Raw genomic sequence first — 26,727 nt, 5'->3', positions numbered from 1 at the left:
AAAATATTATACCGCGGTATAAAAATCTGAACGAGTTTGGAAAATTGAATGAAAATCGGGAGTCGCTTTCATTGTATTGCCCAAAACAGATTGTTAAACTATTGACAAATTCCGTAAAAAACGAATGATTTTATCGAAAAGGAGCAATGCGTTATGGGAAAATACGATTGTTTGTTTGAGCCTTTGCAGGTGGGCTCCATCCAGCTGAAGAACCGTATCGTTCTGGAGCCGATGGGCATCCACAGCCACCGGTTGGTCAATGCGGACGGCAGCTTCACCGAGGACGGCATCGCCTACTACGAGACCATCGCCAAAGGCGGCACAGGCCTGATCATTACCAGCGCCATGCCCGTAAACTCCGCGTTTGATCTGTCCAAGGGCAGCAAGGCGGCTATGGATCTGGCGGGCGAGGAGTTTATCGAGAACACCAAAAAGCTCACCGAGCGCCTGCACCGCTACGGAGCAAAGATTTTCATGCAGCTGTCCGCCGGTGCGGGCCGGGTACAGCCGCGTTTCATTGCGGACGGTGAACCGGTTGCTCCCAGTGACGGACTGCCCAACTTCTGGAATCCGTCCATCACCCATCGGGCACTGACCCGGGAGGAGATCGAGCAGTATATCCGCTGCTTCGGTGAGGCTGCGCGCAAGGCAAAGGAAGGCGGTGTGGACGGCGTGGAAATCCATGCGGTGCACGAGGGCTATCTGCTGGATCAGTTCACCCTGGCCTTCTGTAACAAGCGGACGGATGAATCCGGCGGCAGCCTGGAAGGCCGTTTTCTGTTTGCAAAGAAGATTGTGGAGGCCATCAAGGAAAGCTGCGGGAAGGATTACCCGGTTTCCATCCGGTACAGCGTACGCTCCATGATGAAGGGCTTCAATAGCGGTGCGCTGCCCGGAGAGGTATTCACCGAGGTGGGCCGCGACCTGAACGAGGGCATCGCCGCGGCCAAGCTGCTGGAGGCTTGCGGCTATGATATGCTCAACGCTGACAACGGCACCTACGATTCCTGGTGGTACGCGCATCCCCCTGTCTATATGCCGGAGGGCTGCAACCTGGCCGAGTCCGTTGAGATCAAAAAGCATGTCCACATCCCGGTGGTATGCGCCGGCCGGATGGAAAATCCGGGGCTGGCCCTCAAGGCCATCCAGGAAAAGCAGATCGACGGCATCGGTCTGGCCCGGCAGTTTCTGGCGGACCCGGAATGGCCCAACAAGCTGATGAAGGAACAGGAGGAAGAGATTCGCCCCTGCATCGCCTGCCACGCGGGATGCTTGAACCGTATTTTCAAGGGTCAGGATCTCTGCTGTGCACTGAACCCGGCGGTGGCTCGGGAAAAGGAATACGCCATTACGCCTGCCGAAACGAAAAAGCACATCGTAGTTGTGGGCGGCGGCATCGGCGGCATGAAAGCTGCGCGGGTCTGCGCACTTCGCGGCCATCAGGTGGACCTGTATGAAAAGAGCGGCAAGCTGGGCGGCATGTTCATTCCGGCATCCGCCATGTCCTTCAAGGAGTCGGACAAGCGACTGATCGCCTGGTACGAGCACCAGATGGAAAAACTGGGTGTGAACCTGCATATGAACACCGCTGTCGACAGCAAGATGTTGAAAGAGCTGAATGCGGATGAGGTCTTTGTGGCCACCGGTTCCAGCGCCCGGACTCTGCAGCTGCCGGGCTTTGAAAGCGACCGGGTGCTCACCGCTGTGGATGCGCTGATGAATCCCGAAAAGGTACAGGGGGACCTTGTGATCATCGGCGGCGGCCTGACCGGCATTGAGATTGCCTACGAATATGCGCGTAAGGGCTCCCGGGTGACCGTGCTGGAAGCCATGGACGAATATCTGAATGTGGATCTGGCGGCAGCAAACCGGAACTTCCTGCTGGCTGCGGTGGACCTGTACCACATTGATGTGCAGGTAAACGCAAAGGTAGGTGCCTACACGGACGGCAGCGTGACTTATACCAACCCGGATGGGGAGCACAGCGTTAAGGCAGACACCGTGATCGTCAGCATCGGATACAACAGCGAGAATTCCCTGGCAAAGGAGCTGGGGGGCGAGCATGTACATGTGATCGGCGACGCCGACCATGTATCCAACCTGATGGGGGCCATCTGGCAGGCCTATGAGGCGGCTATGAAGCTGTAAGCCTTTACAGAAAAAGGTTAAAATTAAGGAACGTTTCCAGGAAAACCGGCACAGGACGAGCAGAAAGGCTCGGGCCTGTGCCGGTTTTTTGCGTTGAAAATGCACGGTGCAGTATGCGAGGAACCGGTTGAAATTGGCCGGATCATCCGGATAAAAAGCTGAAGGATGAATACGAATAGTAATTTTATGGAATAAGGTTACTGAGTGTATCTTGATTTTGAAGCTGTAGGAGAAGAAAGACTGCGGTACCCTCCCCGAATGCGAGAAGACGCGCTATAATAAAGGAGAAAGTCAGGGGAGGAAAAGCTCCCTGTAAAATGTGCAAAGGAGACAGCATATGGAGATCCGGGAATACCGGCCGGAGGACTGCGCAGAGCTCACCCGGCTGTTTTATGACACGGTACACACCGTCAACTGCAAGGATTACACCCCAGCTCAGCTGGATGCCTGGGCGGATGGAACGCCCGATCTGGAGCGGTGGAACCGGTCGCTGCAGGAGCATTTCAGCCTGGTGGCGCTGGAAGGGGAAAAGATCATCGGCTTTGGCGATATGGATTCCACCGGCTACCTGGACCGGCTGTATGTGCACAAGGATTATCAGGGCAAAGGCGTCGCCACTGCCCTCTGCGACCGGCTGGAGCAGGCCGTGGACGGGACCATTGTTACCCATGCCTCCATCACCGCCCGGCCCTTTTTTGAAGGACGGGGCTATGTGATGGTGAAGGCGCAGCAGGTGGAGCGCAAGGGAATTCTGCTGCGCAATTTTGTGATGGAAAAAAGATGTTGAGCAACAGCTATGCAGCATAAGAAAATGCAGGGCTTTCCAAGTCAAACGGAAAGCCCTGCATTTTTATGTCTGTGCCTTAAGTGGAACTCAGGCGTTTTCGCCAAAGAAGAGGGCGAGATCCTCCTCAACGGTGCCGATGCCCGCGATGCCGAACTGCTCCACCAGCAGCTTTGCCACATTGGGGCTCAGGAAAGCAGGCAGCGTGGGACCCAGGTGGATGTTCTTCACGCCCAGATACAGCAGCGCCAGCAGTACGATCACCGCCTTCTGCTCGTACCAGGCGATGTTGTAAACGATGGGCAGTTCATTGATGTCCGCGAGACCGAAGGCTTCCTTCAGCTTGAGGGCAATCACGGCCAGCGAGTAGGAGTCGTTGCACTGACCGGCATCCAGCACACGGGGGATGCCGCCGATGTCGCCCAGGGGCAGCTTGTTGTATTTGTATTTGGCGCAGCCTGCCGTCAGGATCACCGCATCCTTGGGCAGTGCCTTGGCGAACTCGGTGTAGTAGTCCCGGCTCTTGGCGCGGCCGTCACAGCCTGCCATGACTACAAACTTTCGAATCGCGCCGCTCTTTACTGCATCCACAATCTGATCAGCCAGGGCCAGTACCTGAGCGTGCGCAAAACCGCCAATAATCTCGCCGGTTTCGATTTCGGTGGGCGCCGGGCAGGTCTTGGCCTGCTCGATGATGGCCGAGAAGTCCTTGGCCTGGCCCACTTCACCGGGAATGTGTTTGCAGCCGGGGTAACCGGCGGCGCCGGTGGTGTACAAACGGTCCTTGTAGCTGGCTTTGGGCGGTACAATGCAGTTGGTGGTCATCAGGATGGGACCATTGAAGCTTTCAAACTCCTCTTTCTGCTTCCACCAGGCATTGCCGTAATTGCCCACAAAGTTGGGGTACTTGCGGAAGGCGGGGTAGTAATGGGCGGGCAGCATCTCGGAATGGGTGTAGACATCCACACCGGTGCCCTGGGTCTGCTCCAGCAGCATCTCCAGGTCCCGCAGGTCATGGCCGGAAACCAGGATGCCGGGGTTTTTGCCCACGCCGATGTTTACCCGGGTGATCTGCGGATTTCCGTAAGCGGTGGTGTTGGCTTTGTCCAGCAGGGCCATACCGGTCACGCCGTGCTTGCCGGTTTCCAGGACCAGGGCGGTCAGCTCCTCGGCGGTCAGGCTGTCATCCAAAGTGGCGGCCAGAGCCCGCTGCAGGAAGGCGTCCAGTTCCGGGTCCTCCTCCAGCAGAGCGTTGGCGTGCTTGGAATAGGCGGAAAGGCCCTTCAAACCGTAGGTGATCAGCTCCCGCAGGGAACGGATGTCCTCGTTTTCGGTGGCCAGCACACCCACGGTGCGGGCTTTCTGCTCCCAGTCGCCGCTGCCGTCCCACAGAGCGGCCTCGGGCAGGGCTTCGGGATTGCTCAGCTGGCCCAGCAGGGGCTGTTTTGCGTCCAGAGTAGCCTGGATGCGGGCTACGATTGCCTCTTTATCAAAATTGGCGTTGGTGATGGTGGCAAACAGGTTCAGGGTGATCAGATGATTGATGCCGGACGGAATCTCTTTGCCCTCGCTGCGCAGGGCGGTGGTCACCGCGCAGATGCCCTTGCTGGCGTACACCAGCAGATCCTGCATGGCGGCCACATCGGGGGTCTTGCCGCATACACCGGAAAGGGTGCAGCCCTTGCAGCCGGCGGTTTCCTGGCACTGATAACAAAACATTTTCTGTTCCATGGTCAAAAGTCTCCTTATGGGTAGGGATGAAGAGAACGCGGGCGCGCTCTTTGCGAAGAGCCAACCGGGAAAAGGCATTTTACCACCGGAAAGCTGTTCTGATGATACCGCGATTTTGAAAATGAGTATGTTTGAAATCCAACATTTTAAAAGAAGGCAGTAAAAGATAATTGTGGAATAAAGAAATATTGCGCATAAATGAAACCGGAATGCTTTGGGATTCATGCAGGATTCTGAATAACCCATGAAAAAACTTGGGATTTTTATGCACAAAAACGGGAAAACTGTCACTATTTTTTCATTGACCTGAAGACTTTTCTGTGATAGAGTGATAACAAACAGGAAGATGTTTACCAATTCACACAAAGAGCATAGGGAATTGGTGAATTTGCCTGTGAAATTGCTCCAAAAGTTGTCGATAATCCCATTTGACAAACGTTGGGCAAAACGGTATGCTTTATTATGTCACATAGAGGTCCGGCGGGTAGGCCGGTTCAGGTCGCCGCGTATGACTCAGATCACTCCAGAATTGCTTGAGCAGGCCAAGGCAGGGCAGGAAGCTGCGCTGGCCGCTGTGCTTGCCCATATGATGCCGGTGATTCGCAGCCATGCGGCCGCGGGCGTTTGTCCCGGCCTGGATCTGGACGATGCGGTGCAGGAAGGAATTATCGGCTTGTTTGCCGCCATCCGCAGCTACCGCCCCGGCGAAGGAACCTCGTTTGGCACCTATGCGGGCCGTTGCATCCAGAATGCGATTCGCACCGCGAAACGAGCGGCCGGCCGTAAAAAGCATGGTCCGCTTAATCAGAGTGTTCCCCTCAGTGAGGAGAGCATTGCCCCTGGCCCGGAGGAGTTGGCCATCCAGAATGAGCAGCTGCAGGATACCCTGCAGACCATTCAGACCCGGCTTTCCCCCCTCGAGCAGGAGGTGCTGGAGCTATTTTTGAACGGCTGCAGCTATGAGCAGATTGCTCAGACGCTGAACCGCAGCCCCAAATCGGTGGAAAACGCGCTTTCCCGCCTGCGCCGCAAGCTGAAAGAGGCGCGTGGCTGAATTTTTGAATTATGTGGGCGGTGCCCCATAAGTATATATGCCCCTGTAGCTTAACATTTAGAGCATTGGTCAATTCCAAAGGTGTCGGTTGAAATCCTTCCGCGGGCAAAAAAACAGAATGCAGAGGAGAATCTAGCATGTACGAAGATAAGACCCTGGTATGCAAAGACTGCGGTAAGGAGTTTGTATTCACCGCCGGCGAGCAGGAGTTCTACGCCAGCCGTGGCTTTGAGAACGAGCCCCAGCGCTGCAAGGCCTGCCGTGACGCTCGCAAGAACGCCACCCGCGGCACCCGCGAAATGTTCGAGGCTACCTGCGCCGCTTGCGGCAAGGTTGCTCGCGTGCCCTTCCAGCCCCGCGAGGATCGCCCCGTTTACTGCAGCGAGTGCTTCGCCAAGATGAAGGAGAACGGCTGATCCGTTTTCGCCTCTTTGCGATCCAAAGCCCCCGGCAAAAGCCGGGGGCTTTTTCTGTGTCCGGGGCGTGGCCTTGTGTTTTGGGTGTATTTACGGTACAATGAACAGGCGGCAGAACGGCGCAGCCGGGCCTGCCTGTGCCCATTATATAATAATGTAAGAGCAGGCGAGAGCGTTGCGCTCTGCCTGAGAGGAAAACCGGCTTTTGCCGGAAAACGGAGGAGCCCTGTTATGGCATGGAACCAAACAGCTTGCAAGCGCTGGCGGCTGGTTGCCGCAGGTGTGCTGGTGGCAGCGGTCACGGCGCTGGCCCTGGCCTGGACCAGCTACAATGTGATTCACACGGTGAACGGCCAGTCGGAATATTACCAGGCACATGATTATTATGCCGAGGATCAGGTGATGCTGGCAGCGGACCCGGCTCAGGGCTGGACTCAGGGAATATTGGCCGGGCCGGATACCCCGCTTTACGGCGTACGGCTGTATTTTTCCAGTCTGGACCGGGTAGTGCACGGTACCTTGTATGTGGACCTGCTGGACGAAAGCGGTCAGCGGCTGACCGGCGCTGCGCTGGATATGACCGAGATTCTGGGGTTGGACTTCCAGGGAATCGTGTTTGAACAGCCGGTTTTCCCGGAAAAGGACGCCACCCGCTACACCCTTCATATTTATTATGCACCGGCCACGGAAGAGGATGTGCTGGGGCTTGTCTACGGTACCGGCCCCATGCCGGAAGAGGCGGAACTGGATGAAAATCAGATTCCTCTGGTACTGGACCCGGATGCAGCAATCAGCGCTAACGCGGCGAATCCGGCCTTCCCGCTGGAGGGCGGAACGGTGCAGCCGGAGGGCGGCGCCACCGCGGCAATGCAATATATCACCAACTACAGCGGCAACATCGGCCTGTGGCTGTGTGTTCCGGTGGCGGTAATTCTGTTCGCAGCGGTGCTGGGAGCCTGGTGGCTGATTTTCTGGAAAAAGGCATCCGCACCGGCTTGTGTAGCTTATGCGGTTGCGGCTCTGGGTCTGGGTTGGGCGCTGATTACACCTCCCATGGCCGGACCGGATGAATATACTCATCTGGCGGGCGCCTACTCTATGGCCAGCCGGATGATGGGACAGTCCGGCGTGCAGGTGGATTACGACGACTGGGGCCGTGAGGTCTATACACTGCCCATGCGGGAGTGCGATGCCCCCTATATGCGGGATCGTTCCGGTGAGATCGGAGTATTCGGCTACAAGCAGATTCTGGATCATCCGGGCGGCTTCGGAAACAGCGGCCAGCTTACCAAAGAGGTGGAAGTTGTGGCCCCGGCGAATCCCCAGGCGGTGCAGTATCTGCCCCAGGCGCTGGGAATCCTGTTGGCCCGGCTGATCGGTCTGGGCTTTTATCCCATGTTGCTGATGGGGCGGCTGTTCAGCGTGGCGGCTTATACTGCACTGGCAGCGCTGGCGGTACGTGTTGCGACTCAGGGAAGCAAAGAAATCTTTGGCGCGGCAGCGCTGCTGCCCATGGGCCTTTCCCTGGCGGGCAGCTTTTCGGCGGATACCATGGTACTTGGCATGGCCTTCCTGTTCACCGCTCTGTGCTTCGTTGGTATGACGGAAAAGAAACCGGTGGGCCTTGCTCGCCAGGTGGCTCTCCTGATTCTGGCTGCGCTGCTTGCCCCGGCAAAGGCAATCTATTTGGGTATGGTGGCGCTGGTCTTCCCCATGAAGGCGGAAAATCTGGGCGGTAAGCTGCGCAGCCGCGTTTTCAAAGCGCTGGTATGCGCGGCGGCATTGATCGGCTGGCTGGCGGCCAACGGCTCCACCATGACCTATATGCTGCGCAGTGTGGATACTGAGCGCATTCAGCTTGCGATTCCGCCCGCACTGATTCTGGCAGCAGCTTGTTGGGTGGCCTGGTATAAGCTGCATCACAAGCGCTGGTTCAAGTGGGCGGCTCTTGGTGCATGCGGGCTGATCCTTCTGGCGGGTGGGACCACCGTGCTCTGGGTGCTGGCCAACAGCGGTCAGACACTGACCCCGGAAGAGATGGCTGCGGGCATTCAACCCAACGGTGAATCCATTTATACCTTCAGCATCGGCTACATGCTCAGCCATCCCAGCCAGACCATCAAGCTGCTGGCCAACACGGTGGTGGATCAGCTGCCGGTCTATCTGCAGGGACTGGTGGGCGCGCTGCCCGGTGAGCCCATTGTGCATAAGCTGTCGCTCAGCTGGAGTCTGACCATTCTTCTGCTCCTGGTCCCGGTGTGCGCTTCGGTGCGCCAGAACGAGCAGCCGGTGCGGCTGACCCGGCCGGTTCGCTGGGTTATGGGTCTGGTAACTGCTTCGGTGGTGCTGCTCATGGTGGCGGCAGCGCTGATCTGGACGCCCATCAATGCAACCACCGTGTTCGGCATTCAGGGCCGTTACCTGTTGCCGGTGCTGCCCCTGTTCCTGCTGCTGCTGGGTGAGCAGGGAGCCTTCTGCACTCGGCGGGATGTGAGCCGGGGGATTCGCGCGGCTTCGGTCTTTGTCAGCGCAGCCGCTGCACTGGAAAGCTTTGCGCTGTTTTGCGGGGCCTGACGGTTGCAAAATATGGAGAAATTGGGTATAGTATAAGTACCGGTGGCCTGTGCGGCTGCCCGAGTTTATAAAGGAAAGCGAGATCGAACATCATGATCATTACCAAAAATACCATCATCGGCGATATTCTGGATACCGACGGAACCGTGGCTCCCTTCTTCCTGGAGATTGGCATGCACTGCCTGGGCTGCCCCTCTGCCCGCGGCGAGACCATTGAGGAGGCCTGCATGGTTCATGGCACCAACGCGGACGAGCTGGTGGCCAAGCTGAACAAGCACTTCGGCAACGAATGATTGCCCCCAAGCTGGACCAGCGGTTGCAGGCGGCGGCAGACTTGGTTCGCCCCTGTGATACCGCCGCGGACATCGGATGTGACCACGGCAAGCTGTCGGCCTATCTGGCCTGCACCGGCCGTGCCCGGCGGGTGATCGCGGCGGATCTTCGCCCCGGCCCTCTTTCTACTGCCCGGAAAACCTGTGAGGAAGCGGGCTGCCTGGAGAAGGTGGAGCTTCGCCTGGGTGACGGACTGAGCGTACTGGCCCCCGGCGAAGCGCAGGCGGTGGTGATTGCAGGCGTGAGTGCCCAGACCGCCATCGAGATGCTCACCGCCGCCCCCTGGGTGCGGAATGAGAAGACCCAGTTGGTGCTCATCCCGGCCACCAAGGCACCGGTACTCCGGCGCTGGCTGTGGGAAAACGGCTTCTCGCTGAATGCCGAGCGTCTGGTGTGCGCGGCGCACCGCTGGTATGCGGTGATGGACGCGGTGTATACCGGAGCGGTTCGGCAGCCCACCGACGCAGAGTGCCTGCTGGGGCTGACCCAGGAGCAGCCGGGTGCGGCGGAATACCGGGCCCAGCAGCTGAGCCGGCTGAAAAAGTTCCGGCGCGGGCTGGACCAGGACCCGGAAGCCGCCCGGCGTGCCGACGCGCTGCTGCGGCAGCTGGAAGGCGAAGGATAAAGGAGGAAGACCCAACATGGCAAGAGTGCGAGAGATCTGTGAGTGTCTGGAGCAGCTGGCCCCGAAGGACCTGGCGGAAAGCTGGGACAATGTGGGCTTGCTGGTGGACTGCGGAGCTGAGGTAACCAGTGTTCTGGTGGCGCTGGACATCACCGACGAGGTGGTGGCCGAGGCTGAGCTGCAGGGCTGCCAGCTGATCGTGGCCCATCACCCGGTGATCTTCAAACCGCTGCGCACCCTTGCCCGGCGGGACGTGGCCTTCCGCCTGGTGGAGAAGAATATCTCCGCCATCTGCATGCACACCAATCTGGATGCGGCAGAGGGCGGTGTGAACGACGTGCTGGCCCGGCTGTTCGAGGTGGAAAACCCGGAGCCCTTCGGGGAGGAGGGAATCGGCCGGGTGGGCAGCGTGGAGCTCACCGACGCAAAGGCGCTGGCCACCTTGTGCCAGAGCCGTCTGAACGCCCATGTGAAGCTGGCGGATGCGGGCAAGCCCATCCGGCGGCTCGCGCTGATCGGCGGCAGCGGCGGCAGCATGCTGGCGGACGCGGCAGCGGCGGGAGCGGATGCCCTGCTCACCGGCGAAGCCAGTCATCACGATGCTATTGACGCCCGGGCCATGGGCATGAGCCTGATCGTGGCCGGGCATTACAGCACCGAATTTCCCATTGTGCCGGTGCTGGCGGATCATCTGAGCCGCCGCTTCAGTGGGCTGCGGGTGATCTGCAGCCGCCGCAACAAGGACCCCTTTTCTTATTTATAATAGGAAGGAGCAGCCGTCATGTGGAACGAGCAGGACAAGAGCAGCGTGGGCTATAACGAGGAAATGTTCGGCGAAGCGTCCGCAGCCGGACGGGAGGCAGAGGAACAGCCTCGGCCCCGCGAGACATCGAGCGGCGCTCGGGCCTTGCTGACCCGGCAAATCGCTCCCGGTGAACATCTGCTCTGGTCTGGCAGCCCGAAAAAGCTGCATGGTCCCCGAGGCGCGGGCAAGCTGTTTGCTGTGTTTTTTCTGGGCTTTGCCTGCTTCTGGGAGCTGATGGCGCTGCAGACCCTCACGCTGGGGGCAGGGCTGTTTGGCATCCTGTTCCCGCTGTTAGGCATTCCGTTTATTCTGGTGGGCATTAAACTGCTGTTCCCTCAGGTGGGCGGACCCAAGCCGGAAGAGATCGTCTATGCTATCACCGATCAGCGGGTGCTGGTGGTGACCAGAGGCCGGGTAAGTTCCTGGGAGCTGGACTCCATCCAGGGCGTGGAAAAACGCTATTATCAGGATGGGACCGGCGACCTGATTCTTTCCAACGGTCAGGTGGAAACTTATTATCACAAGGGACATACCCACCACCGCAACATCACGATGGAATTTTCCGGTCTGGCTGATGTGGATGCCGCTGAGGCGGCACTGCGCAGCCGTTGAACCAAGTTGACTGCAAGCAGGCCGTGCCGCCCGGCACGGCCGCTTTTTTTACAAAGAGGTGAGACCCATGGCATTGGATGCCGCATTGCTGGCCCTCGCGGCCCGCGAATTGAAACAAACTCTGCTGGATGCCAAGATCGACAAGATCTTCGAGCCCACCCGGGACGAGGTGGTCATTACACTGCGCACCCGGACGGATACCTTCAAGCTGCTGCTTTCTGCTCGCAGTGGTTCCGCCCGCGCCTGCCTGACCCAGGATACCTTTGAAAATCCGGCGGTGCCGCCCAGCTTCTGCATGCTGCTGCGCAAGCACCTGACCGGTGGCCGTTTGGTGGACCTGCGGGTGGAGCAGGGTGACCGTCTGGCTTTCTTCGAGTTTCAGTGTACCAACGAGATGAGCGATTTGGTCCGCAACATCCTTGCGGTGGAGCTGATGGGCCGCTATTCCAACCTGGTGCTGGTGCAGGACGGCCGGATCATCGACGCCCTCAAGCGGGTGGATTTTGAGGATTCCCAGATTCGCCAACTGCTGCCGGGTCTGGCATACACTTTGCCCCAGAAGCCCAACAAGCCGGATCTGTTCGCGGTGAGCAGCGCCGGGCTGGTGGCTGCCGCCTGTCAGAAGGATCTGCCGGTGGCGGATGCGCTTATGCGCAGCTGTGCCGGTGTGGGCCCGGTGGTTTGCCGGGAGGTAGCCTACCGGGCGCTGGGGGAGAGCGCATCCCAGGCGGATATGCTCACCGAGAGCGAGAAGACCGCACTGATCGCTGCCATCGATGGCATCAAGGCGGATTACGAGGCGGGCGGCAAGCCCTGCCTGGCCTGCGATGAGACCGGCAAGCCGGTGGAGTTCAGCTTCACTCCGCTGACCCAGTACGGTGAGCAGCGCCTGACCCATTATGACAGCTTCAGCACCATGCTGGAGGGCTACTATTCCACCAAGGACCGGGCCGAGCGGCTGCGCCAGAAGAGCAAGGACCTGGCCAAGACCGTGAAGAACCTGCACGAGCGTGCCATCCGCAAGCAGGCCGCCCGAAAGGAAGAGCTGGCCCAGAGCGGCAAGGCCGATCAGCTGCGGCTGTACGGCGAGCTGCTGCAGGCCAACCTCTGGGCAGTGGACAAGGGCATGCGCAGCGTACAGGTACTGAACTACTACGACGGGCAGACCATCGAGATTCCGCTGGATGCCCGGCTGAACGGCGTGGGCAACGCCCAGAAATATTTCAAGGAATACAAGAAAAAGCAGACTGCCGCCAAGATGCTGAAAAAGCTGCTGGAGGAAGGCGAGCGGGAGATCGAATACCTGGGCACTGTACTCTACGAGGTGGAGACTGCCACCGGTGAACAGGCGCTGGGTGAGATTCGCGCCGAGCTGAAAAGCCAGGGCTATCTGAAGTACTACAAGATCCGGGACAAAAAGCAGAAGCCCGCGGATTTTTACCGCTACCGTTCTTCGGACGGCTTTTTGATTCTGGTGGGCCGCAACAATCTGCAGAACGACAAGCTTACTCTGCACACCGCACGGGGCAAGGACCTGTGGTTCCATGTGAAGGATGCTCCCGGCAGCCATACCGTGGTGATGAGCGAGGGCAGGGATATCCCTCTCACCACCCAGAACGAGGCAGCTATGCTGGCGGTGGTGCATTCCAGCCTGGCAGGCGGTGCCAAGGTGGCAGTGGACTACACCGAGGTAAAGAACATCCGCAAGACCGGCGACCTGAAGCCCGGCATGGTGCTCTATGAAAAATACGAGACCGGTTATATCACCCCGGAGGAGGGCATTGAGGAACGCCTGCGGGAACAGCCGGTCAAGCGATGAGAACGGCAACTTGAAGGAGGAATGAATATGTATTGCAAACAGTGCGGCAGCTATCTGGAGCCGGACACTCTGAATTGCCCGGTATGCGGCGCCCCTGTACCGGAGCAGCCTGCTTCCGAACCGCAGCCTGTACAGGCAGAACCGGTGCAGCCCCAAGGCGCATCGGAGCAGCACAGTGCCTCCTGGGAGTTTGGTGCAGGCGTTACGGGTGGTCCGTCCACCCCGCCGCCCCCGCCTTATGGCGAGCCCCGCTATCAGCGGCAGGCACCGCCGGCACCCGCCCCGAAAGCAGAGGATGAGCCGGAACAGCCGGTCAAGACGCTGGAGTGGCTGTGGAGCCTGATCCTTACTGCCATTCCCATTGTGAATCTGGTGGTGCTGCTGATCTGGAGCTTCGGCGGAGGTACCAGCATCACCAAGCGCAACTGGGCCCGGGCCAAGCTGATTCTGGTGGCGGTGGGAACGGTGATCGGTGTGATCCTGTGCATTGCGCTCTTTGGGATGATTGCCTATTTTACCGGCTTCGGTTACGGCGGCTTCGGCCATGGCGGTTATGGCTACGGCTTTGATACGCCCTTCTATTATTATTGATGCAGTATCCCCGGCGCAGGCGAAAAGCCCTGCGCCGGGAGGATTGCCTCCGAAAGTGGGCCAGGGAAAAGCCTATGTTAAAACGCGTTTGGCATATAGCCGAAAAACTTTTGAAAAATTTTATTTTTTTTACAAAAAGCCCTTGCAACGGGCGAATCCATGTGCTACAATAAGTCTCGGCTGCAAATGGCTTGTGTACCAAGCTGCGCAAGCCATGATATGCGTTGATGCGGGAGGTTGCCGTCACACGACGGGTTTTTCCGCGGAGTATGTCCGATCTAGAACCGGGCGAAAGAATTACTGAGAGCAAAGGGATACGTACACTGTCGCATTCTGCGCGGCGTACCAATGTCCAACACAATTTGCCGAAGTGTGTCCGGGGGAACTGCCAAGCGGTTCACCGGCTTTTATCGTGCCAAATTGTGAAACACCCGGCGCTGTGTTCAGTAGTTGATCGGCCGCCTAGGCACCAAATAATTACAGGAGGCGACGAAAATGGCAGTCAAAGAGAAAATCAGAATTCGTTTGCAGAGCTACGATCATCAGCTGATCGACGGTGCTGCTGAGAAGATTGTGGAGACCGCTAAGCGCACCGGCGCTCGCGTGTCCGGCCCCATTCCTCTGCCCACCGACAAGGAAGTGGTCACCATTCTGCGTGCTGTTCACAAGTACAAGGACAGCCGTGAGCAGTTTGAGACCCGCACCCACAAGCGTCTGATCGACATTCTGAAGCCGTCCAACAAGACGGTTGAGGCTCTCATGAGCCTGCAGCTCCCCGCTGGCGTAGACATCGAGATCAAGCTGTAAGCTTACATTTAAACAGGTAAGGGCGGCCGCTCTGGTGCCGCCAACTGCCGGATTCAATGAAGGCAACATCGATCGAAATGCTATCCAAACGGAGAGGTCATGTTGGCATCCAAGTTACTCACGATGTCAACCAATAACCTTATAGGAGGAAAAGAAAAATGCAAAAAGGTATCATCGGCAAAAAGCTGGGCATGACTCAACTGTTCGATGAGAACGGCAAGGTCGTTCCCGTAACCGTCATCGAGGCTGGTCCCTGCACCGTAGTGCAGAAGAAGACCGTTGAGAGCGACGGCTATCAGGCAGTTCAGCTGGGCTTCGGCGAAGTTTCCGCTAAGCGCGTAAACAAGCCCGCCAAGGGCCACTTCGCTAAGGCGGACGTTGCTCCCAAGAAGACCCTGCGTGAGTTCCGCCTGGCGGATATCAGCGCCATGAACGTGGGCGATATCCTGAAGGCCGACGTGTTCGCTGCTGGCGACCACATCGACGTAGTTGGCGTAAGCAAAGGTAAGGGCTACGCCGGCACCATCAAGCGCTGGAACGGCCATCGCCTGCGCGAGAGCCACGGCACCGGCCCCGTTGCCCGTCATGCGGGTTCCATGGGCGCCTGCTCCACTCCCAGCCGCGTATTCAAGGGCAAGAAGCTGCCTGGCCACCTGGGCGCCGAGCGGGTTACCATCCAGAACCTGACCGTCGTCAAGGTAGACGCCGAAAATAATCTGATCGCTATCAAAGGCGCTGTTCCCGGCCCCAAGGGCGCTGTGGTTTGCATCAGCGATAGCGTGAAGGCGTAAGGAGGGAAAGCACAATGGCACAATTTGACGTTTTGGATATGAACGGCAAGAAAGTTTCCACCGTAGAGCTTTCCGACGCCGTGTTCGGTATCACCCCCAACGAGAAGGCTGTGCACGCCGCTGTGGTCAACTTCCTGGCCAACCAGCGTCAGGGCACTCAGAGCACCAAGACCCGCAGCGAGGTTCGCGGCGGCGGCCGTAAGCCCTGGCGTCAGAAGGGCACCGGTCATGCCCGTCAGGGTTCCATCCGCGCTCCCCAGTGGACTCACGGTGGCGTTGCTCTGGGCCCCAAGCCCCGCGATTACAGCTACCGCATCAACCGCAAGGTTAAGCGTCTGGCCATCCTGAGCGCCCTGAGCGCCAAGGCTGCTGCCGGCGACATGATCCTGGTCGACAACCTGAGCGTTGCCGAGTACAAGACCAAGACCGTGGTCAACATGCTGAACGCCCTGGGCGTTAGCAAGAAGGCCCTGATCGTTACCCCCGAGGTCGAGGCTAAGCTCGTGAAGAGCGCCGCCAACATCCCCGGCGTGGTTACCACCGTGGCTACCAGCGTGAACACCTACGACGTTGTGAACGCCGACAAGTTCATCCTGAGCGTAGACGCGGCCAAGAAACTTGAGGAGGTTCTGGGCTAATGAAAACTGCACAAGACATCATCCTGGCTCCTGTCATTACCGAGAACTCTATGGCGGGCATTGCTTCCAAGAAGTACACCTTCAAGGTTGCCACCGATGCCAACAAGGTAGAGATCGCTAAGGCCGTTGAGAAGCTGTTCGGCGTCCAGGTCGAGAAGGTTAACACCATCAACGTGCGCGGCCGTTACCGCCGCCAGGGCATGCACGGCGGTTACACCGCCGCCAAGAAGAAGGCTGTTGTTACCCTGAAAGAGGGCAGCAAGGGCATCGAGTTCTTCGAGAGCATGGTATAAGAGATCGTTTCAAACGGTTTCTTCCAAGAGCCCGAGCAGGGCTCATGTATGGGGATATGACCCCGATAACAATTCATAAGTAACAAAGGAGAATAGCAATGGCTATCAAGAAGTATAAGCCGACTACCCCGGGCCGCCGCGGTATGACTGTTACTGACTACAGCGTGCTGAGCAAAGTGGCCCCCGAGCGTAGCCTGCTGGAGCCCATGAAGAAGGCTTCCGGCCGCAACAACACCGGCCGCATCACCGTTCGCCACCACGGCGGCGGCAATCGCACCAAGTACCGTGTGATCGATTTCAAGCGCAACAAGTTTGATGTTCCCGCTACTGTAAAGACCCTGGAGTACGATCCCAACCGTTCTGCTCACATCGCTCTGGTTCAGTACGAGGACGGCGAGAAGCGTTACATCCTGGCTCCCGAAGGCCTGAAGGTTGGCGATGTGATCATGGCTGGCCCCAACGCCGACATTAAGCCCGGCAACGCTCTGCCCTTTGCCAACATCCCTGTTGGTACCATCATCCACAACATCGAGCTGTACCCCGGTAAGGGCGGCCAGCTGGTGCGCAGCGCCGGCAACATGGCTCAGCTGATGGCGAAAGAGAACGGCTACGCTCTGGTTCGTCTGCCCTCCGGCGAGATGCGCAACATCCCTCTGAACTGCATCGCTACCATCGGCCAGGTTGGCAACGTGGATCACGAGAACGTGAACATCGGTAAGGCCGGCCGCAAGCGCCACATGGGTTGGCGTCCCACCGTTCGCGGTTCTGTTATGAACCCCTGCGATCACCCCCACGGTGGTGGTGAGGGCAAGAGCCCCGTTGGCCGTCCCGGCCCTGTTACCCCCTGGGGCAAGCCTGCTATGGGTTACAAGACCCGCAAGCATCACAACCGCTCTGACAAGTTCATTGTCAAGCGCGCGAACGGTTAAGAGAGGAGAACGAACATGGGTAGAAGTGTTAAGAAGGGACCTTATGTCCTGCCTGTTCTGCTGAAGCGCGTTCAGGAGATGAATGCCGCCGGTGAGAAGCGGGTTCTGAAGACCTGGAGCCGCTCCTCCACCATTTTCCCTGATTTTGTCGGTCACACCTTCGCGGTGCACGACGGCCGCAAGCATGTGCCTGTGTATGTAACTGAGGATATGGTTGGTCACAAGCTGGGCGAGTTCGCCCCCACCCGTACCTTCAAGGGCCATGCCGGCTCTAAGACCGGTAAGTAATTAAAAGGAGGAGTAAAGCAATGGAAGCTAGGGCACATCTTAGATACGCCCGCATCAGCCCCCGGAAGGTTTCGGTTGTTCTGGATCTGATCCGCAACCAGCCTCTGGATAAGGCGCTGGCGATTCTGCAGTACACCCCGAAGGCCGCTTGCGAGCCCCTTCTGAAACTGGTGAAGTCTGCTGCCGCGAACGCGGAGAACAACCACAACATGGACAAGAACAGCCTGTATGTGGCCGAGTGCTTTGTTACCCCCGGCCCCACCCTGAAGCGCATTCGTCCCCGCGCCCAGGGCCGCGCTTACCGTGTGCTGAAGCGCACCAGCCATGTGACCGTGGTTCTGAAAGAGAAAGAGTAAGGAGGTAAACACAATGGGCCAGAAAGTCAATCCCCACGGCATTCGCGTGGGTGTAATCAAAGATTGGGACAGCCGCTGGTTTACTTCCAAGAAGGAATTCGGCGACACCCTGGTCGAGGACTACAAGATCCGTAAGACCCTGAAGAAGCAGCTCTTCGGCGCGGGTATCCCCAAGATCGAGATCGAGCGTACTGTGGACAATCAGTCCGGCGCTCCCAAGCTGAAGGTCAACATCTACTGCGCTAAGCCCGGTATGGTTATCGGCAAGGGCGGCAGCGAGATCACCAAGCTGCAGGAGCAGCTGGCTAAGATGACCGGCAAGGCTGTCAACGTGAACATCGTTGAGGTCAAGAACATGGACACCAATGCTCAGCTGGTAGCTGAGAACATCGCTTCCCAGCTGGAGCGCCGCATCGGCTTCCGCCGTGCGATGAAGCAGTGCATGGGCCGTGCGATGCAGCGTGGCGCCAAGGGCATCAAGACCCAGGTTTCCGGCCGTCTGGGCGGCGCGGACATCGCCCGCACCGAGAGCTACCACGAGGGCACCATTCCCCTGCAGACCCTGCGCGCCGACATCGACTACGGCTTCGCTGAGGCTGCTACCACCTACGGCCGCATCGGCGTTAAGGTGTGGATCTACAAGGGCGAGGTTCTGAAGGGTTCCAAGCCCGCATCCCGTAAAGAAGGAGGCAACAAGTAATGTTACTGCCTAAGCGCGTCAAATACCGCCGTGTGCATCGTGGTCGTATGACCGGTAAAGCCATGCGCGGCAACACTGTTAACCAGGGCCAGTATGGTCTTGTTGCTCTGGAGCCCGGCTGGATCGACTCCCGTCAGATCGAGGCCGCCCGTATCGCCATGACCCGTTACATCAAGCGTGGCGGTAAGGTTTGGATCAAGATCTTCCCCGATAAGCCCGTTACCGAGAAGCCCGCTGAGACCCGAATGGGTTCCGGTAAAGGCTCTCCCGAGTACTGGGTGGCCGTTGTGAAGCCCGGCCGCGTGCTGTTTGAGCTGGCCGACGTGAACGAGGAAGTCGCTCGCGAGGCTCTGCGCCTGGCTATGCACAAACTGCCTGTTAAGTGCAAGTTCGCTAAGCGCGAAGAGAATGTAGTAGAGGAGGGTGGCAACGCATGAAAGCTGCAGAACTGCGCGGTATGTCCGCTGCTGACCTGAATAAGAAGCTGGCCGAGCTGAAGGAAGAGCTGTTCAACCTGCGTTTTCAGCACGCCATCAACCAGCTGGAGAACCCCGGCCGCATCGAGACCGTTAAGCGCGACATCGCTCGTGTGCTGACTGTCCTGGCTGAGAAAGCGTAAAGGAGGTTAAACGATGGAACGCAATTTGAGAAAGACCCGTGTGGGCACCGTTGTGTCCGACAAGATGGATAAGACCATCGTGGTTGCCGTGAAAGACAGCGTGCAGCACCCCCTTTACAAGAAGATCCTGAAGCGCACTGTTAAGTTCAAAGCCCACGACGAAAACAACGAGTGCGGCATTGGCGACCGTGTAATGATCATGGAAACCCGCCCCCTGTCTAAGGACAAGCGCTGGCGCATGGTCAAAATCGTAGAGAAGGCGAAGTAAGCCTGGTACTTTGAAAGGAGGATCTGGCAATGGTTCAGATGCAAACTTATCTCAAAGTGGCCGACAACACCGGTGCCAAAGAGTTAATGTGCATTCGTGTGCTGGGCGGCTCCCGCAAGAGATACGCTAACATCGGTGACGTTGTGGTTGCTTCTGTTAAGAAGGCAGCTCCCGGCGGCACTGTGAAAAAAGGCGACGTGGTCAAGGCTGTGATCGTTCGCAGCAAGCAGGGCCTGCGTCGTGAGGACGGCAGCTACATCCGTTTCGACGAGAACGCTGCGGTCATCATCCGTGAAGACAAGAACCCGAGAGGCACCCGTATCTTTGGACCCGTTGCTCGCGAGCTGCGTGAGAACGGCTACCTGAAGATCTTGAGCCTGGCTCCGGAATCGCTGTAAGGAGGTTTTAAGAATGAACAATCTTCATGTTAAAACCGGCGACAACGTAATGATCATCAGCGGTAAAGACAAAGGCAAGACCGGCAAAGTGATCGCTGTTAGCCCCAAGGAGGGCAAGGTGATCGTTGAGGGTCTGAACATGGTCACCAAGCACGTGAAACCCCGCCGCCAGGGCGAGCAGGGCGGTATCGTGAAGGCCGAGGGTGCTATCTACGCCTGCAAGGTTATGCCGGTTTGCCCCAAGTGCGGCAAGGCCACCCGCGTGGCTCACGCTGCCAAGGATGGCAAGAATGTGCGCGTCTGCCGTAAGTGCGGCGCCGAGCTGTAAGGAGGGAATACAACACAATGGCACGTTTGAAAGAAAAGTATGTCAATGAAGTTGCTCCCGCCCTGATGAGCAAGTTTGGGTACAAGAGCGTTATGCAGATCCCCAAGCTGGACAAGGTAGTCGTCAACGTTGGCTGCGGCGACGCTAAGGACAACCAGAAGATGCTGGACGCCATCCTGAGCGATATCGCTCAGATTACCGGCCAGAAGCCCGTTGTGTGCCGTGCCAAGAAGAGCGTTGCGAACTTCAAGCTGCGCGAAGGCATGCCCATCGGCGTGAAGGTCACCCTGCGTGGCGAGCGTATGTACGAGTTCGTGGATCGTCTGTTCAGCGTGGCTCTGCCCCGCGTGCGTGACTTCCGCGGTATCAACGGCAACTCCTTCGACGGCCGCGGCAACTACGCTGTGGGCATCAAGGAGCAGCTGATCTTCCCGGAGATCGACTACGACAAGATCGACGCTGTGCGTGGCATGGACATCTGCTTCGTGACCACCGCCAAGACCGACGAAGAGTCCAAGGAGCTGCTGAAGGCTCTGGGCGCTCCGTTCGCTAACTAAGGGAGGGTACGACTGTGGCAAAAACTTCTATGAAGATCAAGCAGCAGCGCGAGCCTAAGTTCTCCACCCGCGGTTACAACCGCTGCAAGATCTGTGGCCGTCCCCACGCCTACCTGCGCAAGTACGGTATCTGCCGTATCTGCTTCCGTGAGCTCGCTTACAAGGGCGAGATCCCCGGCGTGAAGAAAGCCAGCTGGTAAACACTGTTTTAAGCTGTGAGTTCCTTTGCGCTCCTCCCCGTGCCGGTTCGGCGCGGCGGGGGAGGCGGCAAGGGGTCTCACACTTAAATATATGTGAGGCGAATGCCTCGCAACTGTCCGAACAAAAACGAAACGAAGAACCTTAAAGGAGGTTAGTGGCATGCACATTACTGATCCTATCGCGGACCTGCTCACCCGCATCCGCAACGCCAGCACTGCCAAACACCCTTCTGTAGACGTTCCCGCTTCCAACCTGAAAAAAGCGATCTGCCAGATTCTGGTTGACGAGGGCTACATCAAGAGTGTGCAGCTGATCGAAGACAACAAGCAGGGTACCCTGCGCCTGACCCTGAAGTATCAGGAGAACGGCACTCCCGTTATCGCCGGCCTGCGCCGTGTTTCCAAGCCCGGCCTGCGCATCTACACCAACTGCGAAGATATGCCCAAGGTCATGAAGGGCCTGGGCACCGCGATCATCTCCACCTCTAAGGGCGTTATGACCGATAAGGCTGCTCGCGCTGCCCATGTTGGCGGCGAAGTACTCGCCTTTGTGTGGTAAGAAAGGGGCAAAAAGACAATGTCGAGAATTGGAAGAAAACCCATCGTCATTCCTGCGGGCGTTGAAGTGACCGTGAATGGCCACAACGTTACCGTGAAGGGCCCCAAGGGCACCCTGAATTCCAACATCCATCCTCTGATGAACGTAACCGTCGAGAATGGTGAAGTGCTGGTGACCCGCCCCAATGACGAGAAGCAGGCCCGCAGCCTGCACGGCCTGACCCGCACCAACATCAGCAACATGGTGGAAGGTGTTGTGAACGGCTTTGAGAAGAAGCTGGAGGTTCAGGGCGTTGGCTACCGTGTAGCCAAGCAGGGCAAGAGCCTGGTCATGAACCTGGGCTTCTCCCACCAGGTGATCGTCGATGAGACCGACGACATCAAGATCGAAGCTCCCGATGCTAACACCATCATCATCAAGGGCATCGACAAACAGAAGGTCGGCCAGTTCGCGGCGGAAGTCCGCGAGAAACGTCCTCCCGAACCCTACAAGGGCAAGGGCATCCGCTATGCTGGTGAGCACATCATCCGCAAAGAGGGCAAGGCCGGCAAAGGCAAATAAGGTAAGGAGTGAAAGACAATGGTTAATAAGCCTGACAAGAACGAAGCTCGTCTTCGTCGTCACCGCCGCGTGCGCGGTAAGATCAGCGGCACCGCTGAGCGCCCCCGTCTGGATGTATTCCGCTCCTCCAAGCACATCTATGCCCAGATCATTGATGACGTTGCCGGCGTGACCCTGTGCAGCGCTTCCACTATGGAGAAGGGTTTTGAGGGCTTCGGCGGCAACATCGAGGCTGCTAACAAGGTTGGCAAGATGATCGCCGAGAAGGCTCTGGAGAAGGGCATCAAGGTCGTAGTATTCGACCGCGGTGGCTTTGTATATCACGGCCGCGTAAAAGCTTTGGCTGAGGGCGCTCGCGAGGGCGGCCTGGAGCTGTAAGGAGGATACACATGCAGAGAAATAACGAGACCGGCAGTGAAATGCTGGAAAAGGTTGTTGCGATCAACCGCGTATCCAAAACCGTTAAGGGCGGCCGTATCTTCAAGTTCAGCGCTCTGGTAGTCGTTGGCGACGGCAAGGGCACCATCGGTTTTGGCCTGGGTAAGGCTGGCGAGGTTCCCGAGGCGATCCGCAAGGGCATCGAGGACGCTAAGAAGAACATGCACACCATCGCCCTGAAGGGCACCACCATTCCTCACGAGATCGTGGGCGAGTTCGGCGCTGGCCGCATCCTGATGCGTCCCGCCGCTCCCGGTACCGGTGTTATCGCCGGCGGCCCCGTGCGTGCGGTTCTGGAAGTTGCCGGCATTAAGGACATCCGTACCAAGTGCCTGCGTTCCAACAACCCCTGCAACGTGGTTACCGCCACTTTCGAAGGCCTGTGCCGTCTGGTAAGCGCTGAGGAAGTTGCTGCCAAGCGCGGTAAGACCGTGAAGGAAATCTTAGGTTAAGGAGGCAGTCAACCATGGCAGAGACCGAGAAGAAGGTAGTAGCCACCGAGGCTGCTGAGAAGAAGCCTGCAGCCAAGAAGACTGCGGCTAAGAAGACCACCACCGCCAAGAAGCCCGCTGCCAAGAAGGCTGAGGGTGAAAAGGCTCCCGCTAAGAAGGCTGCCTCCAAGAAGGCTGCCGCTGCTGCTACTGTTACCGTCAAGCTGGTTCGCAGCCTGTCCGGCCGCAGCGAGAAGCAGATCGCTACCGCTCTGAGCCTGGGTCTGAAGAAGATCGGCGACGTGACCGTTCAGCCCGACAACGCCCAGACCAACGGCAAGATCGCCAAGATCAGCCACATGGTAGCGGTGACCAAAGCGTAACAGCAAGGAGGTGCAAGCAATTGAAGCTTCATGAATTACAGCCCGCTCAGGGCTCCAACACCGCTGCAAAGCGGAAGGGCCGCGGCCACGGCAGCGGCAACGGCAAGACCGCTGGCTACGGCCATAAGGGTCAGAAAGCTCGCTCCGGCGTCAAGAAGGCCGGTTTCGAAGGCGGCCAGATGCCCCTGCAGCGTCGTCTGCCCAAGCGCGGTTTCAACAACATCTTTGCCACCAAGTACGCCAACGTCAAGATCAGCGACCTGGAAGCGAAGTTCGAGGCCGGCAGCGTAGTGGATACCAAGGCTCTGGTAGAGGCTGGTATCATCAAAAAGTCTCTGGACGGCATCAAGGTCCTGGGCAACGGCGAGCTGACCAAGGCTCTGACCGTTCAGGCCGCCGCCTTCACTGCTTCTGCTAAAGAGAAGATCGAAAAGGCAGGCGGAAAGGCCGAGGTGATCTAAGGTGTTTGATACGTTCCGGAATGCGTGGAAGATCCCTGAGCTGCGCAAAAAGCTTCTGTTCACCCTGCTGGTGATCGTGATCTTCCGGATTGGCTGCGTCATCACTGTGCCGTACATCAATCCGGAGGCGCTGCAGCTGTTCGCGGGCGGTACCGGCAATATGCTGGACTACCTGAACATGATGAGCGGTGGCGCTTTGTCGCAGTGCGCGATTTTCGCGTTGGGCGTTACTCCTTATATCAATGCCTCGATCATTATTCAGCTGCTGACTGTAGCCATCCCGGCTCTGGAGCGGCTGAGCAAAGAAGGCGAAGAGGGCCGGCGCAAGCTGACCCGCATCACCCGCTACACCGGCGCCGGCATCGCGCTGGTGATGAGCGTGGGCTACTATCTGGTTCTGCGCAGCTACACCGGCGTGCTGGCCTACACCACTGGCTGGGAGAGCATCTTCTCCGCTGTGGTTATCGTGTTCAGCTTCACCGGCGGTGCGCAGCTGCTCACCTGGATGGGCGAGCAGATCGACTTTAAGGGCATTGGCAACGGCATCTCGCTGCTGATCTTCGCGGGTATCGTATCCCGCTGGGGCAACGTGATCACCACTGCCCGCACCATGATCACCAACGCCATGAACGGCGAGATCAAGTACTTTATCCTGATCCCGGTGATCGTGATCCTGGCTCTGGCGGCTATCGTGTTCGTGGTCATCCTGACCAACTCCGAGCGCCGCATCCCGGTGCAGTATGCAAAGCGTGTTGTGGGCCGTAAGATGTATGGCGGTCAGTCCAGCCACATCCCCCTGAAGGTGAACATGAGCGGCGTTATGCCCATCATCTTCGCCAGCGCCCTGCTGAGCATCCCCGGCACCATCGCCAGCTTTATCCAGACGGACAGCCCCATCTGGCAAGGCTTCTTCAGCGTGTTCAACTACAACAGCCTGCTGTACGCGGTGCTGTACCTGCTGCTGATCCTGGCCTTTAACTACTTCTATGTGGCCATTCAGTACAACCCCGTTGAGATTGCCAACAACCTGCGCAAGAACAACGGTGCCATCCCCGGCATCCGCCCGGGCAAACCCACCAGCGACTTCATCACCAAGTGCCTGTCCAAGATTACCTTCGTAGGTGCGATCTTCCTGGGTATCATCGCCGTCATGCCCATCATCCTGGGCAACGTTGCCGGCATGAACATCCAACTGGGCGGTACCAGCCTGCTGATCGTTGTGGGCGTGGCTCTGGATACCGGCCGCAGCATGGAAAGCTACATGCTGATGCGCCATCACAAGGGCTTCTTAGAGTAATGAAAATTTCAATGACCCATGAGAAAGGGGACAACCCGGTATGAATATCATCCTGTTAGGCGCTCCCGGTGCAGGTAAAGGCACTCAGGCGGAGGTAATCTGCGACAAGCTGAAGATCCCCGCTGTGAGCACCGGCAACATCCTGCGTGCTGCTGTCAAAAACGGCACCGAGATGGGGCTGAAGGCTCAGGAGTTTATCGACAAAGGCGCGCTTGTCCCTGATTCCGTCATCATTGGCATCATCAAGGAACGTCTGGCTGAGCCGGACTGCGCCAATGGTTTCATCCTGGACGGCGTGCCCCGCACGGTGGCCCAGGCTGAGGCACTGGAGCAGATGGGCGTGGTCATCGACAAGGTGGTTGACCTGGAAGTGGCGGACGAGATCATCATTCATCGCCTCGCCGGCCGCCGCGTATGCTCGGCCTGCGGTGCGTCCTACCACGTGGAAAACAAGCCCAGCCGGGAGCCTGACCGGTGCGATCGCTGCGGCGGCGCGCTGATCATCCGCAAGGACGATGCTCCCGAAACCGTGAAGGGCCGCCTGAAGGCCTATCACGAGCTCACCGAGCCGCTGATCGCGTTCTACCGTGAACGCGGCAAGCTGGTGGTGGTAGAAGGTCATGAAAGCATTGCCGACACCAGCGAACTGCTGCTGAAAGCACTGGAGGCGTGAGCATCGTGATCCAGATCAAAAATGCCAAAGAGTTGGAGGTCATGCGGCGAGCCTGTGAAATCAGCGCCGCCGCCCTCCGGCTCGGGGGCGAGTCGATCGAGGCTGGTATTACTACCGCCGACATTGACAAGATTATTTACGACTATATCGTGAAGCAGGGTGCAAAACCCAACTTCAAAGGCCTTTACGGCTTCCCGGGCACCGCGTGCATCAGCGTCAACGACGAAGTGATCCACGGTATCCCTTCCAAAAAGAAGGTGATCCGGCCCGGCGATATTGTCAGCATCGACACAGGCGCTGCCTGGGGCGGCTTCAACGGCGACAATGCCTGCACCTTCGGGTGCGGCAAGCTGGACCTGGAAGCCCAGCGGTTGCTGGATGTGACCCGCGAGTCGCTGCACAGGGGCATTCGTGCCGCGGTGTGCGGCGCCCGCATCGGCGACATCAGCAACGCCGTGCAGACCTATGTTGAGGAACATGGGTTTTCGGTGGTGCGCAGCTTTGTGGGCCACGGCGTGGGCAAAGAGCTCCACGAGGACCCCGAGGTGCCGAACTACGGCAAACCCGGGCGCGGCCCCCGGCTGGTCAGCGGCATGACCCTGGCCATTGAGCCCATGGTCAACCAAAAACACTATTCAGTGGCAACACAATCCGATGGTTGGACGGTAAAAACGGCGGACGGCGGTCTTTCTGCCCATTTTGAGCACTCGATCGCCATTACCTCCGCAGGGCCGGTCGTCTTGACAAAGGACTGGGAGGGACCGGGATGGACTTTGTAAAAGGTCAGCTCGTTCGATCCCTTGCCGGGCGCGACAAGACCCGCACCTTTGCGGTAATGGCCGTGGAAGGCCAGATGCTTTCTCTCGCAGACGGCAGTCTGCGCAAAGTAAGCCGGCCGAAGGCCAAAAAGATAAGGCATGTGGCCCCCACCGCCACCGTCCTGCGGGAAGAGATTCTCGCAGACGACACACAGCTCAGTGAGGCGATCCGCGCCTATGACGCTGATCACCCCATGTAAACTCACGAGGAGGGAAGAGCTTGTCTAAAGAAGACGTAATCGAAGTTGAGGGCACGGTCGTAGAGGCCCTGCCCAATGCCACCTTCCGGGTGGAGCTGGCAAACGGCCATCGGTTGCTGGCACACATCTCCGGCAAACTGCGGACCAACTTCATCCGCATCCTGCCCGGCGATAAAGTAACACTGGAAATGTCGCCCTATGATCTTACCAAGGGCCGCATCACCTGGCGCTCCAAGTAAGAG

The 26,727-nt window shown here is 58.3% G+C and carries 38 protein-coding genes; 37 read left to right on the top strand and 1 reads right to left on the bottom strand.

Features of this window, described 5'->3' with window-relative positions:
• The first annotated feature begins 153 nt into the window (after nt 1-153).
• Nucleotides 154-2,148 carry an oxidoreductase gene (locus PH256_RS06930; RefSeq protein WP_270913531.1) on the top strand — a complete coding sequence of 665 codons (1,995 nt, stop codon included), beginning with the start codon at nt 154-156 and terminating at the stop codon, nt 2,146-2,148.
• A gap of 337 nt (nt 2,149-2,485) precedes the next feature.
• Nucleotides 2,486-2,935: a GNAT family N-acetyltransferase gene (locus PH256_RS06925; protein ID WP_270913530.1), complete on the top strand. Its 450-nt coding sequence runs from the start codon at nt 2,486-2,488 to the stop codon at nt 2,933-2,935.
• A gap of 87 nt (nt 2,936-3,022) precedes the next feature.
• Here PH256_RS06925 and hcp read toward each other — a convergent pair whose 3' ends face one another.
• Nucleotides 3,023-4,663: a hydroxylamine reductase gene (gene hcp, locus PH256_RS06920; RefSeq protein ID WP_270913529.1), complete on the bottom strand. Its 1,641-nt coding sequence runs from the start codon at nt 4,661-4,663 to the stop codon at nt 3,023-3,025.
• A 508-nt stretch (nt 4,664-5,171) separates the two neighbouring features.
• Here hcp and PH256_RS06915 point away from each other — a divergent pair.
• The 35 genes from PH256_RS06915 to infA all read left to right on the top strand — a co-directional run bounded on the left by PH256_RS06915 (nt 5,172) and on the right by infA (nt 26,724).
• Nucleotides 5,172-5,717: a sigma-70 family RNA polymerase sigma factor gene (locus PH256_RS06915; RefSeq protein ID WP_158096366.1), complete on the top strand. Its 546-nt coding sequence runs from the start codon at nt 5,172-5,174 to the stop codon at nt 5,715-5,717.
• Nucleotides 5,718-5,854: 137 nt separating this feature from the next.
• Nucleotides 5,855-6,133 carry a zinc-ribbon domain containing protein gene (locus PH256_RS06910; protein ID WP_087180234.1) on the top strand — a complete coding sequence of 93 codons (279 nt, stop codon included), beginning with the start codon at nt 5,855-5,857 and terminating at the stop codon, nt 6,131-6,133.
• Nucleotides 6,134-6,364: 231 nt separating this feature from the next.
• On the top strand, nt 6,365-8,707 hold the full coding sequence (locus tag PH256_RS06905; RefSeq protein WP_270913528.1) for a DUF2142 domain-containing protein: 2,343 nt from the start codon (nt 6,365-6,367) through the stop codon (nt 8,705-8,707).
• Between the two features lie 92 nt (nt 8,708-8,799).
• On the top strand, nt 8,800-9,000 hold the full coding sequence (locus tag PH256_RS06900; RefSeq protein ID WP_087180232.1) for a DUF1858 domain-containing protein: 201 nt from the start codon (nt 8,800-8,802) through the stop codon (nt 8,998-9,000).
• Complete coding sequence (locus PH256_RS06895; protein ID WP_270913526.1) at nt 8,997-9,665, top strand: class I SAM-dependent methyltransferase; 669 nt, start codon at nt 8,997-8,999, stop codon at nt 9,663-9,665. Before PH256_RS06900 ends, PH256_RS06895 begins: the two co-directional genes overlap by 4 nt.
• Before the next feature lie 16 nt (nt 9,666-9,681).
• Nucleotides 9,682-10,428, top strand: a complete 747-nt coding sequence (locus PH256_RS06890; RefSeq protein WP_270913525.1) for a Nif3-like dinuclear metal center hexameric protein — start codon at nt 9,682-9,684, stop codon at nt 10,426-10,428.
• 18 nt (nt 10,429-10,446) lie between these two features.
• Entirely contained in the window at nt 10,447-11,082 is a 636-nt protein-coding gene (locus PH256_RS06885; RefSeq protein ID WP_270913524.1) for a hypothetical protein, read from the top strand.
• A gap of 67 nt (nt 11,083-11,149) precedes the next feature.
• Nucleotides 11,150-12,901, top strand: coding sequence for an Rqc2 family fibronectin-binding protein (locus PH256_RS06880; RefSeq protein ID WP_270913523.1), 1,752 nt, complete (start codon nt 11,150-11,152; stop codon nt 12,899-12,901).
• Between the two features lie 27 nt (nt 12,902-12,928).
• Complete coding sequence (locus PH256_RS06875; protein ID WP_087183613.1) at nt 12,929-13,492, top strand: zinc ribbon domain-containing protein; 564 nt, start codon at nt 12,929-12,931, stop codon at nt 13,490-13,492.
• A gap of 495 nt (nt 13,493-13,987) precedes the next feature.
• Nucleotides 13,988-14,299 (top strand): 30S ribosomal protein S10, encoded by a 312-nt coding sequence (rpsJ, locus tag PH256_RS06870; RefSeq protein ID WP_058965305.1) that lies wholly within the window; start codon nt 13,988-13,990, stop codon nt 14,297-14,299.
• A 158-nt stretch (nt 14,300-14,457) separates the two neighbouring features.
• Nucleotides 14,458-15,090, top strand: coding sequence for a 50S ribosomal protein L3 (gene rplC / locus PH256_RS06865; protein WP_058965304.1), 633 nt, complete (start codon nt 14,458-14,460; stop codon nt 15,088-15,090).
• Nucleotides 15,091-15,104: 14 nt separating this feature from the next.
• Nucleotides 15,105-15,728: a 50S ribosomal protein L4 gene (gene rplD, locus PH256_RS06860; protein ID WP_058965303.1), complete on the top strand. Its 624-nt coding sequence runs from the start codon at nt 15,105-15,107 to the stop codon at nt 15,726-15,728.
• The gene (gene rplW / locus PH256_RS06855) at nt 15,728-16,021 is read left to right on the top strand and encodes a 50S ribosomal protein L23 (RefSeq protein WP_058965302.1); all 294 of its coding nucleotides are present in this window, start codon (nt 15,728-15,730) and stop codon (nt 16,019-16,021) included. The genes rplD and rplW overlap by 1 nt, the downstream gene beginning before the upstream one ends.
• 98 nt (nt 16,022-16,119) lie before the next feature.
• Complete coding sequence (rplB, locus tag PH256_RS06850) at nt 16,120-16,950, top strand: 50S ribosomal protein L2 (RefSeq protein ID WP_058965301.1); 831 nt, start codon at nt 16,120-16,122, stop codon at nt 16,948-16,950.
• A 15-nt stretch (nt 16,951-16,965) separates the two neighbouring features.
• A complete protein-coding gene (gene rpsS, locus PH256_RS06845) occupies nt 16,966-17,238 on the top strand; it encodes a 30S ribosomal protein S19 (RefSeq protein WP_058965300.1) in 273 nt (90 codons plus the stop codon).
• A 20-nt stretch (nt 17,239-17,258) separates the two neighbouring features.
• Nucleotides 17,259-17,594 (top strand): 50S ribosomal protein L22, encoded by a 336-nt coding sequence (gene rplV / locus PH256_RS06840; RefSeq protein WP_058965299.1) that lies wholly within the window; start codon nt 17,259-17,261, stop codon nt 17,592-17,594.
• Nucleotides 17,595-17,607: 13 nt separating this feature from the next.
• Nucleotides 17,608-18,294, top strand: a complete 687-nt coding sequence (rpsC, locus tag PH256_RS06835) for a 30S ribosomal protein S3 (protein ID WP_087183614.1) — start codon at nt 17,608-17,610, stop codon at nt 18,292-18,294.
• Nucleotides 18,294-18,731, top strand: a complete 438-nt coding sequence (rplP, locus tag PH256_RS06830) for a 50S ribosomal protein L16 (RefSeq protein WP_058965297.1) — start codon at nt 18,294-18,296, stop codon at nt 18,729-18,731. The genes rpsC and rplP overlap by 1 nt, the downstream gene beginning before the upstream one ends.
• A complete protein-coding gene (gene rpmC / locus PH256_RS06825; protein WP_058965296.1) occupies nt 18,728-18,913 on the top strand; it encodes a 50S ribosomal protein L29 in 186 nt (61 codons plus the stop codon). The genes rplP and rpmC overlap by 4 nt, the downstream gene beginning before the upstream one ends.
• A 13-nt stretch (nt 18,914-18,926) precedes the next feature.
• A complete protein-coding gene (gene rpsQ, locus PH256_RS06820) occupies nt 18,927-19,181 on the top strand; it encodes a 30S ribosomal protein S17 (protein WP_058965295.1) in 255 nt (84 codons plus the stop codon).
• Between the two features lie 29 nt (nt 19,182-19,210).
• Nucleotides 19,211-19,579 carry a 50S ribosomal protein L14 gene (rplN, locus tag PH256_RS06815; RefSeq protein ID WP_087180223.1) on the top strand — a complete coding sequence of 123 codons (369 nt, stop codon included), beginning with the start codon at nt 19,211-19,213 and terminating at the stop codon, nt 19,577-19,579.
• Nucleotides 19,580-19,592: 13 nt separating this feature from the next.
• Nucleotides 19,593-19,907: a 50S ribosomal protein L24 gene (rplX, locus tag PH256_RS06810; protein ID WP_058965293.1), complete on the top strand. Its 315-nt coding sequence runs from the start codon at nt 19,593-19,595 to the stop codon at nt 19,905-19,907.
• Between the two features lie 17 nt (nt 19,908-19,924).
• Nucleotides 19,925-20,464 carry a 50S ribosomal protein L5 gene (gene rplE / locus PH256_RS06805; RefSeq protein ID WP_270913522.1) on the top strand — a complete coding sequence of 180 codons (540 nt, stop codon included), beginning with the start codon at nt 19,925-19,927 and terminating at the stop codon, nt 20,462-20,464.
• Between the two features lie 14 nt (nt 20,465-20,478).
• On the top strand, nt 20,479-20,664 hold the full coding sequence (locus tag PH256_RS06800; protein ID WP_058965291.1) for a type Z 30S ribosomal protein S14: 186 nt from the start codon (nt 20,479-20,481) through the stop codon (nt 20,662-20,664).
• Nucleotides 20,665-20,824: 160 nt separating this feature from the next.
• Nucleotides 20,825-21,223 carry a 30S ribosomal protein S8 gene (rpsH, locus tag PH256_RS06795; RefSeq protein WP_058965290.1) on the top strand — a complete coding sequence of 133 codons (399 nt, stop codon included), beginning with the start codon at nt 20,825-20,827 and terminating at the stop codon, nt 21,221-21,223.
• 18 nt (nt 21,224-21,241) lie between these two features.
• A complete protein-coding gene (gene rplF / locus PH256_RS06790; protein ID WP_058965289.1) occupies nt 21,242-21,784 on the top strand; it encodes a 50S ribosomal protein L6 in 543 nt (180 codons plus the stop codon).
• A gap of 18 nt (nt 21,785-21,802) precedes the next feature.
• A complete protein-coding gene (gene rplR / locus PH256_RS06785) occupies nt 21,803-22,162 on the top strand; it encodes a 50S ribosomal protein L18 (protein ID WP_058965288.1) in 360 nt (119 codons plus the stop codon).
• A gap of 11 nt (nt 22,163-22,173) precedes the next feature.
• On the top strand, nt 22,174-22,674 hold the full coding sequence (gene rpsE, locus PH256_RS06780) for a 30S ribosomal protein S5 (protein WP_058965287.1): 501 nt from the start codon (nt 22,174-22,176) through the stop codon (nt 22,672-22,674).
• Between the two features lie 203 nt (nt 22,675-22,877).
• Nucleotides 22,878-23,036 carry a 50S ribosomal protein L30 gene (rpmD, locus tag PH256_RS06775; protein WP_058965332.1) on the top strand — a complete coding sequence of 53 codons (159 nt, stop codon included), beginning with the start codon at nt 22,878-22,880 and terminating at the stop codon, nt 23,034-23,036.
• Nucleotides 23,037-23,056: 20 nt separating this feature from the next.
• Nucleotides 23,057-23,497 carry a 50S ribosomal protein L15 gene (rplO, locus tag PH256_RS06770; protein WP_058965286.1) on the top strand — a complete coding sequence of 147 codons (441 nt, stop codon included), beginning with the start codon at nt 23,057-23,059 and terminating at the stop codon, nt 23,495-23,497.
• A 1-nt stretch (nt 23,498) separates the two neighbouring features.
• Nucleotides 23,499-24,794, top strand: a complete 1,296-nt coding sequence (gene secY / locus PH256_RS06765; protein ID WP_270913521.1) for a preprotein translocase subunit SecY — start codon at nt 23,499-23,501, stop codon at nt 24,792-24,794.
• Between the two features lie 40 nt (nt 24,795-24,834).
• Entirely contained in the window at nt 24,835-25,467 is a 633-nt protein-coding gene (locus tag PH256_RS06760) for an adenylate kinase (protein ID WP_087180220.1), read from the top strand.
• Between the two features lie 5 nt (nt 25,468-25,472).
• On the top strand, nt 25,473-26,246 hold the full coding sequence (map, locus tag PH256_RS06755) for a type I methionyl aminopeptidase (RefSeq protein ID WP_058965331.1): 774 nt from the start codon (nt 25,473-25,475) through the stop codon (nt 26,244-26,246).
• On the top strand, nt 26,234-26,485 hold the full coding sequence (locus PH256_RS06750; RefSeq protein ID WP_058965283.1) for a KOW domain-containing RNA-binding protein: 252 nt from the start codon (nt 26,234-26,236) through the stop codon (nt 26,483-26,485). The genes map and PH256_RS06750 overlap by 13 nt, the downstream gene beginning before the upstream one ends.
• A 20-nt stretch (nt 26,486-26,505) precedes the next feature.
• Nucleotides 26,506-26,724, top strand: coding sequence for a translation initiation factor IF-1 (gene infA, locus PH256_RS06745; protein WP_058965282.1), 219 nt, complete (start codon nt 26,506-26,508; stop codon nt 26,722-26,724).
• Nucleotides 26,725-26,727: the final 3 nt, after the last annotated feature.

Source organism: Allofournierella sp. CML151 (genome assembly GCF_027853465.1).
GTDB lineage: Bacteria > Bacillota > Clostridia > Oscillospirales > Ruminococcaceae > Allofournierella.
The sequence above is the reverse complement of the archived record's forward strand: the minus strand, read 5'-3'. Positions and strand labels throughout refer to the sequence as shown.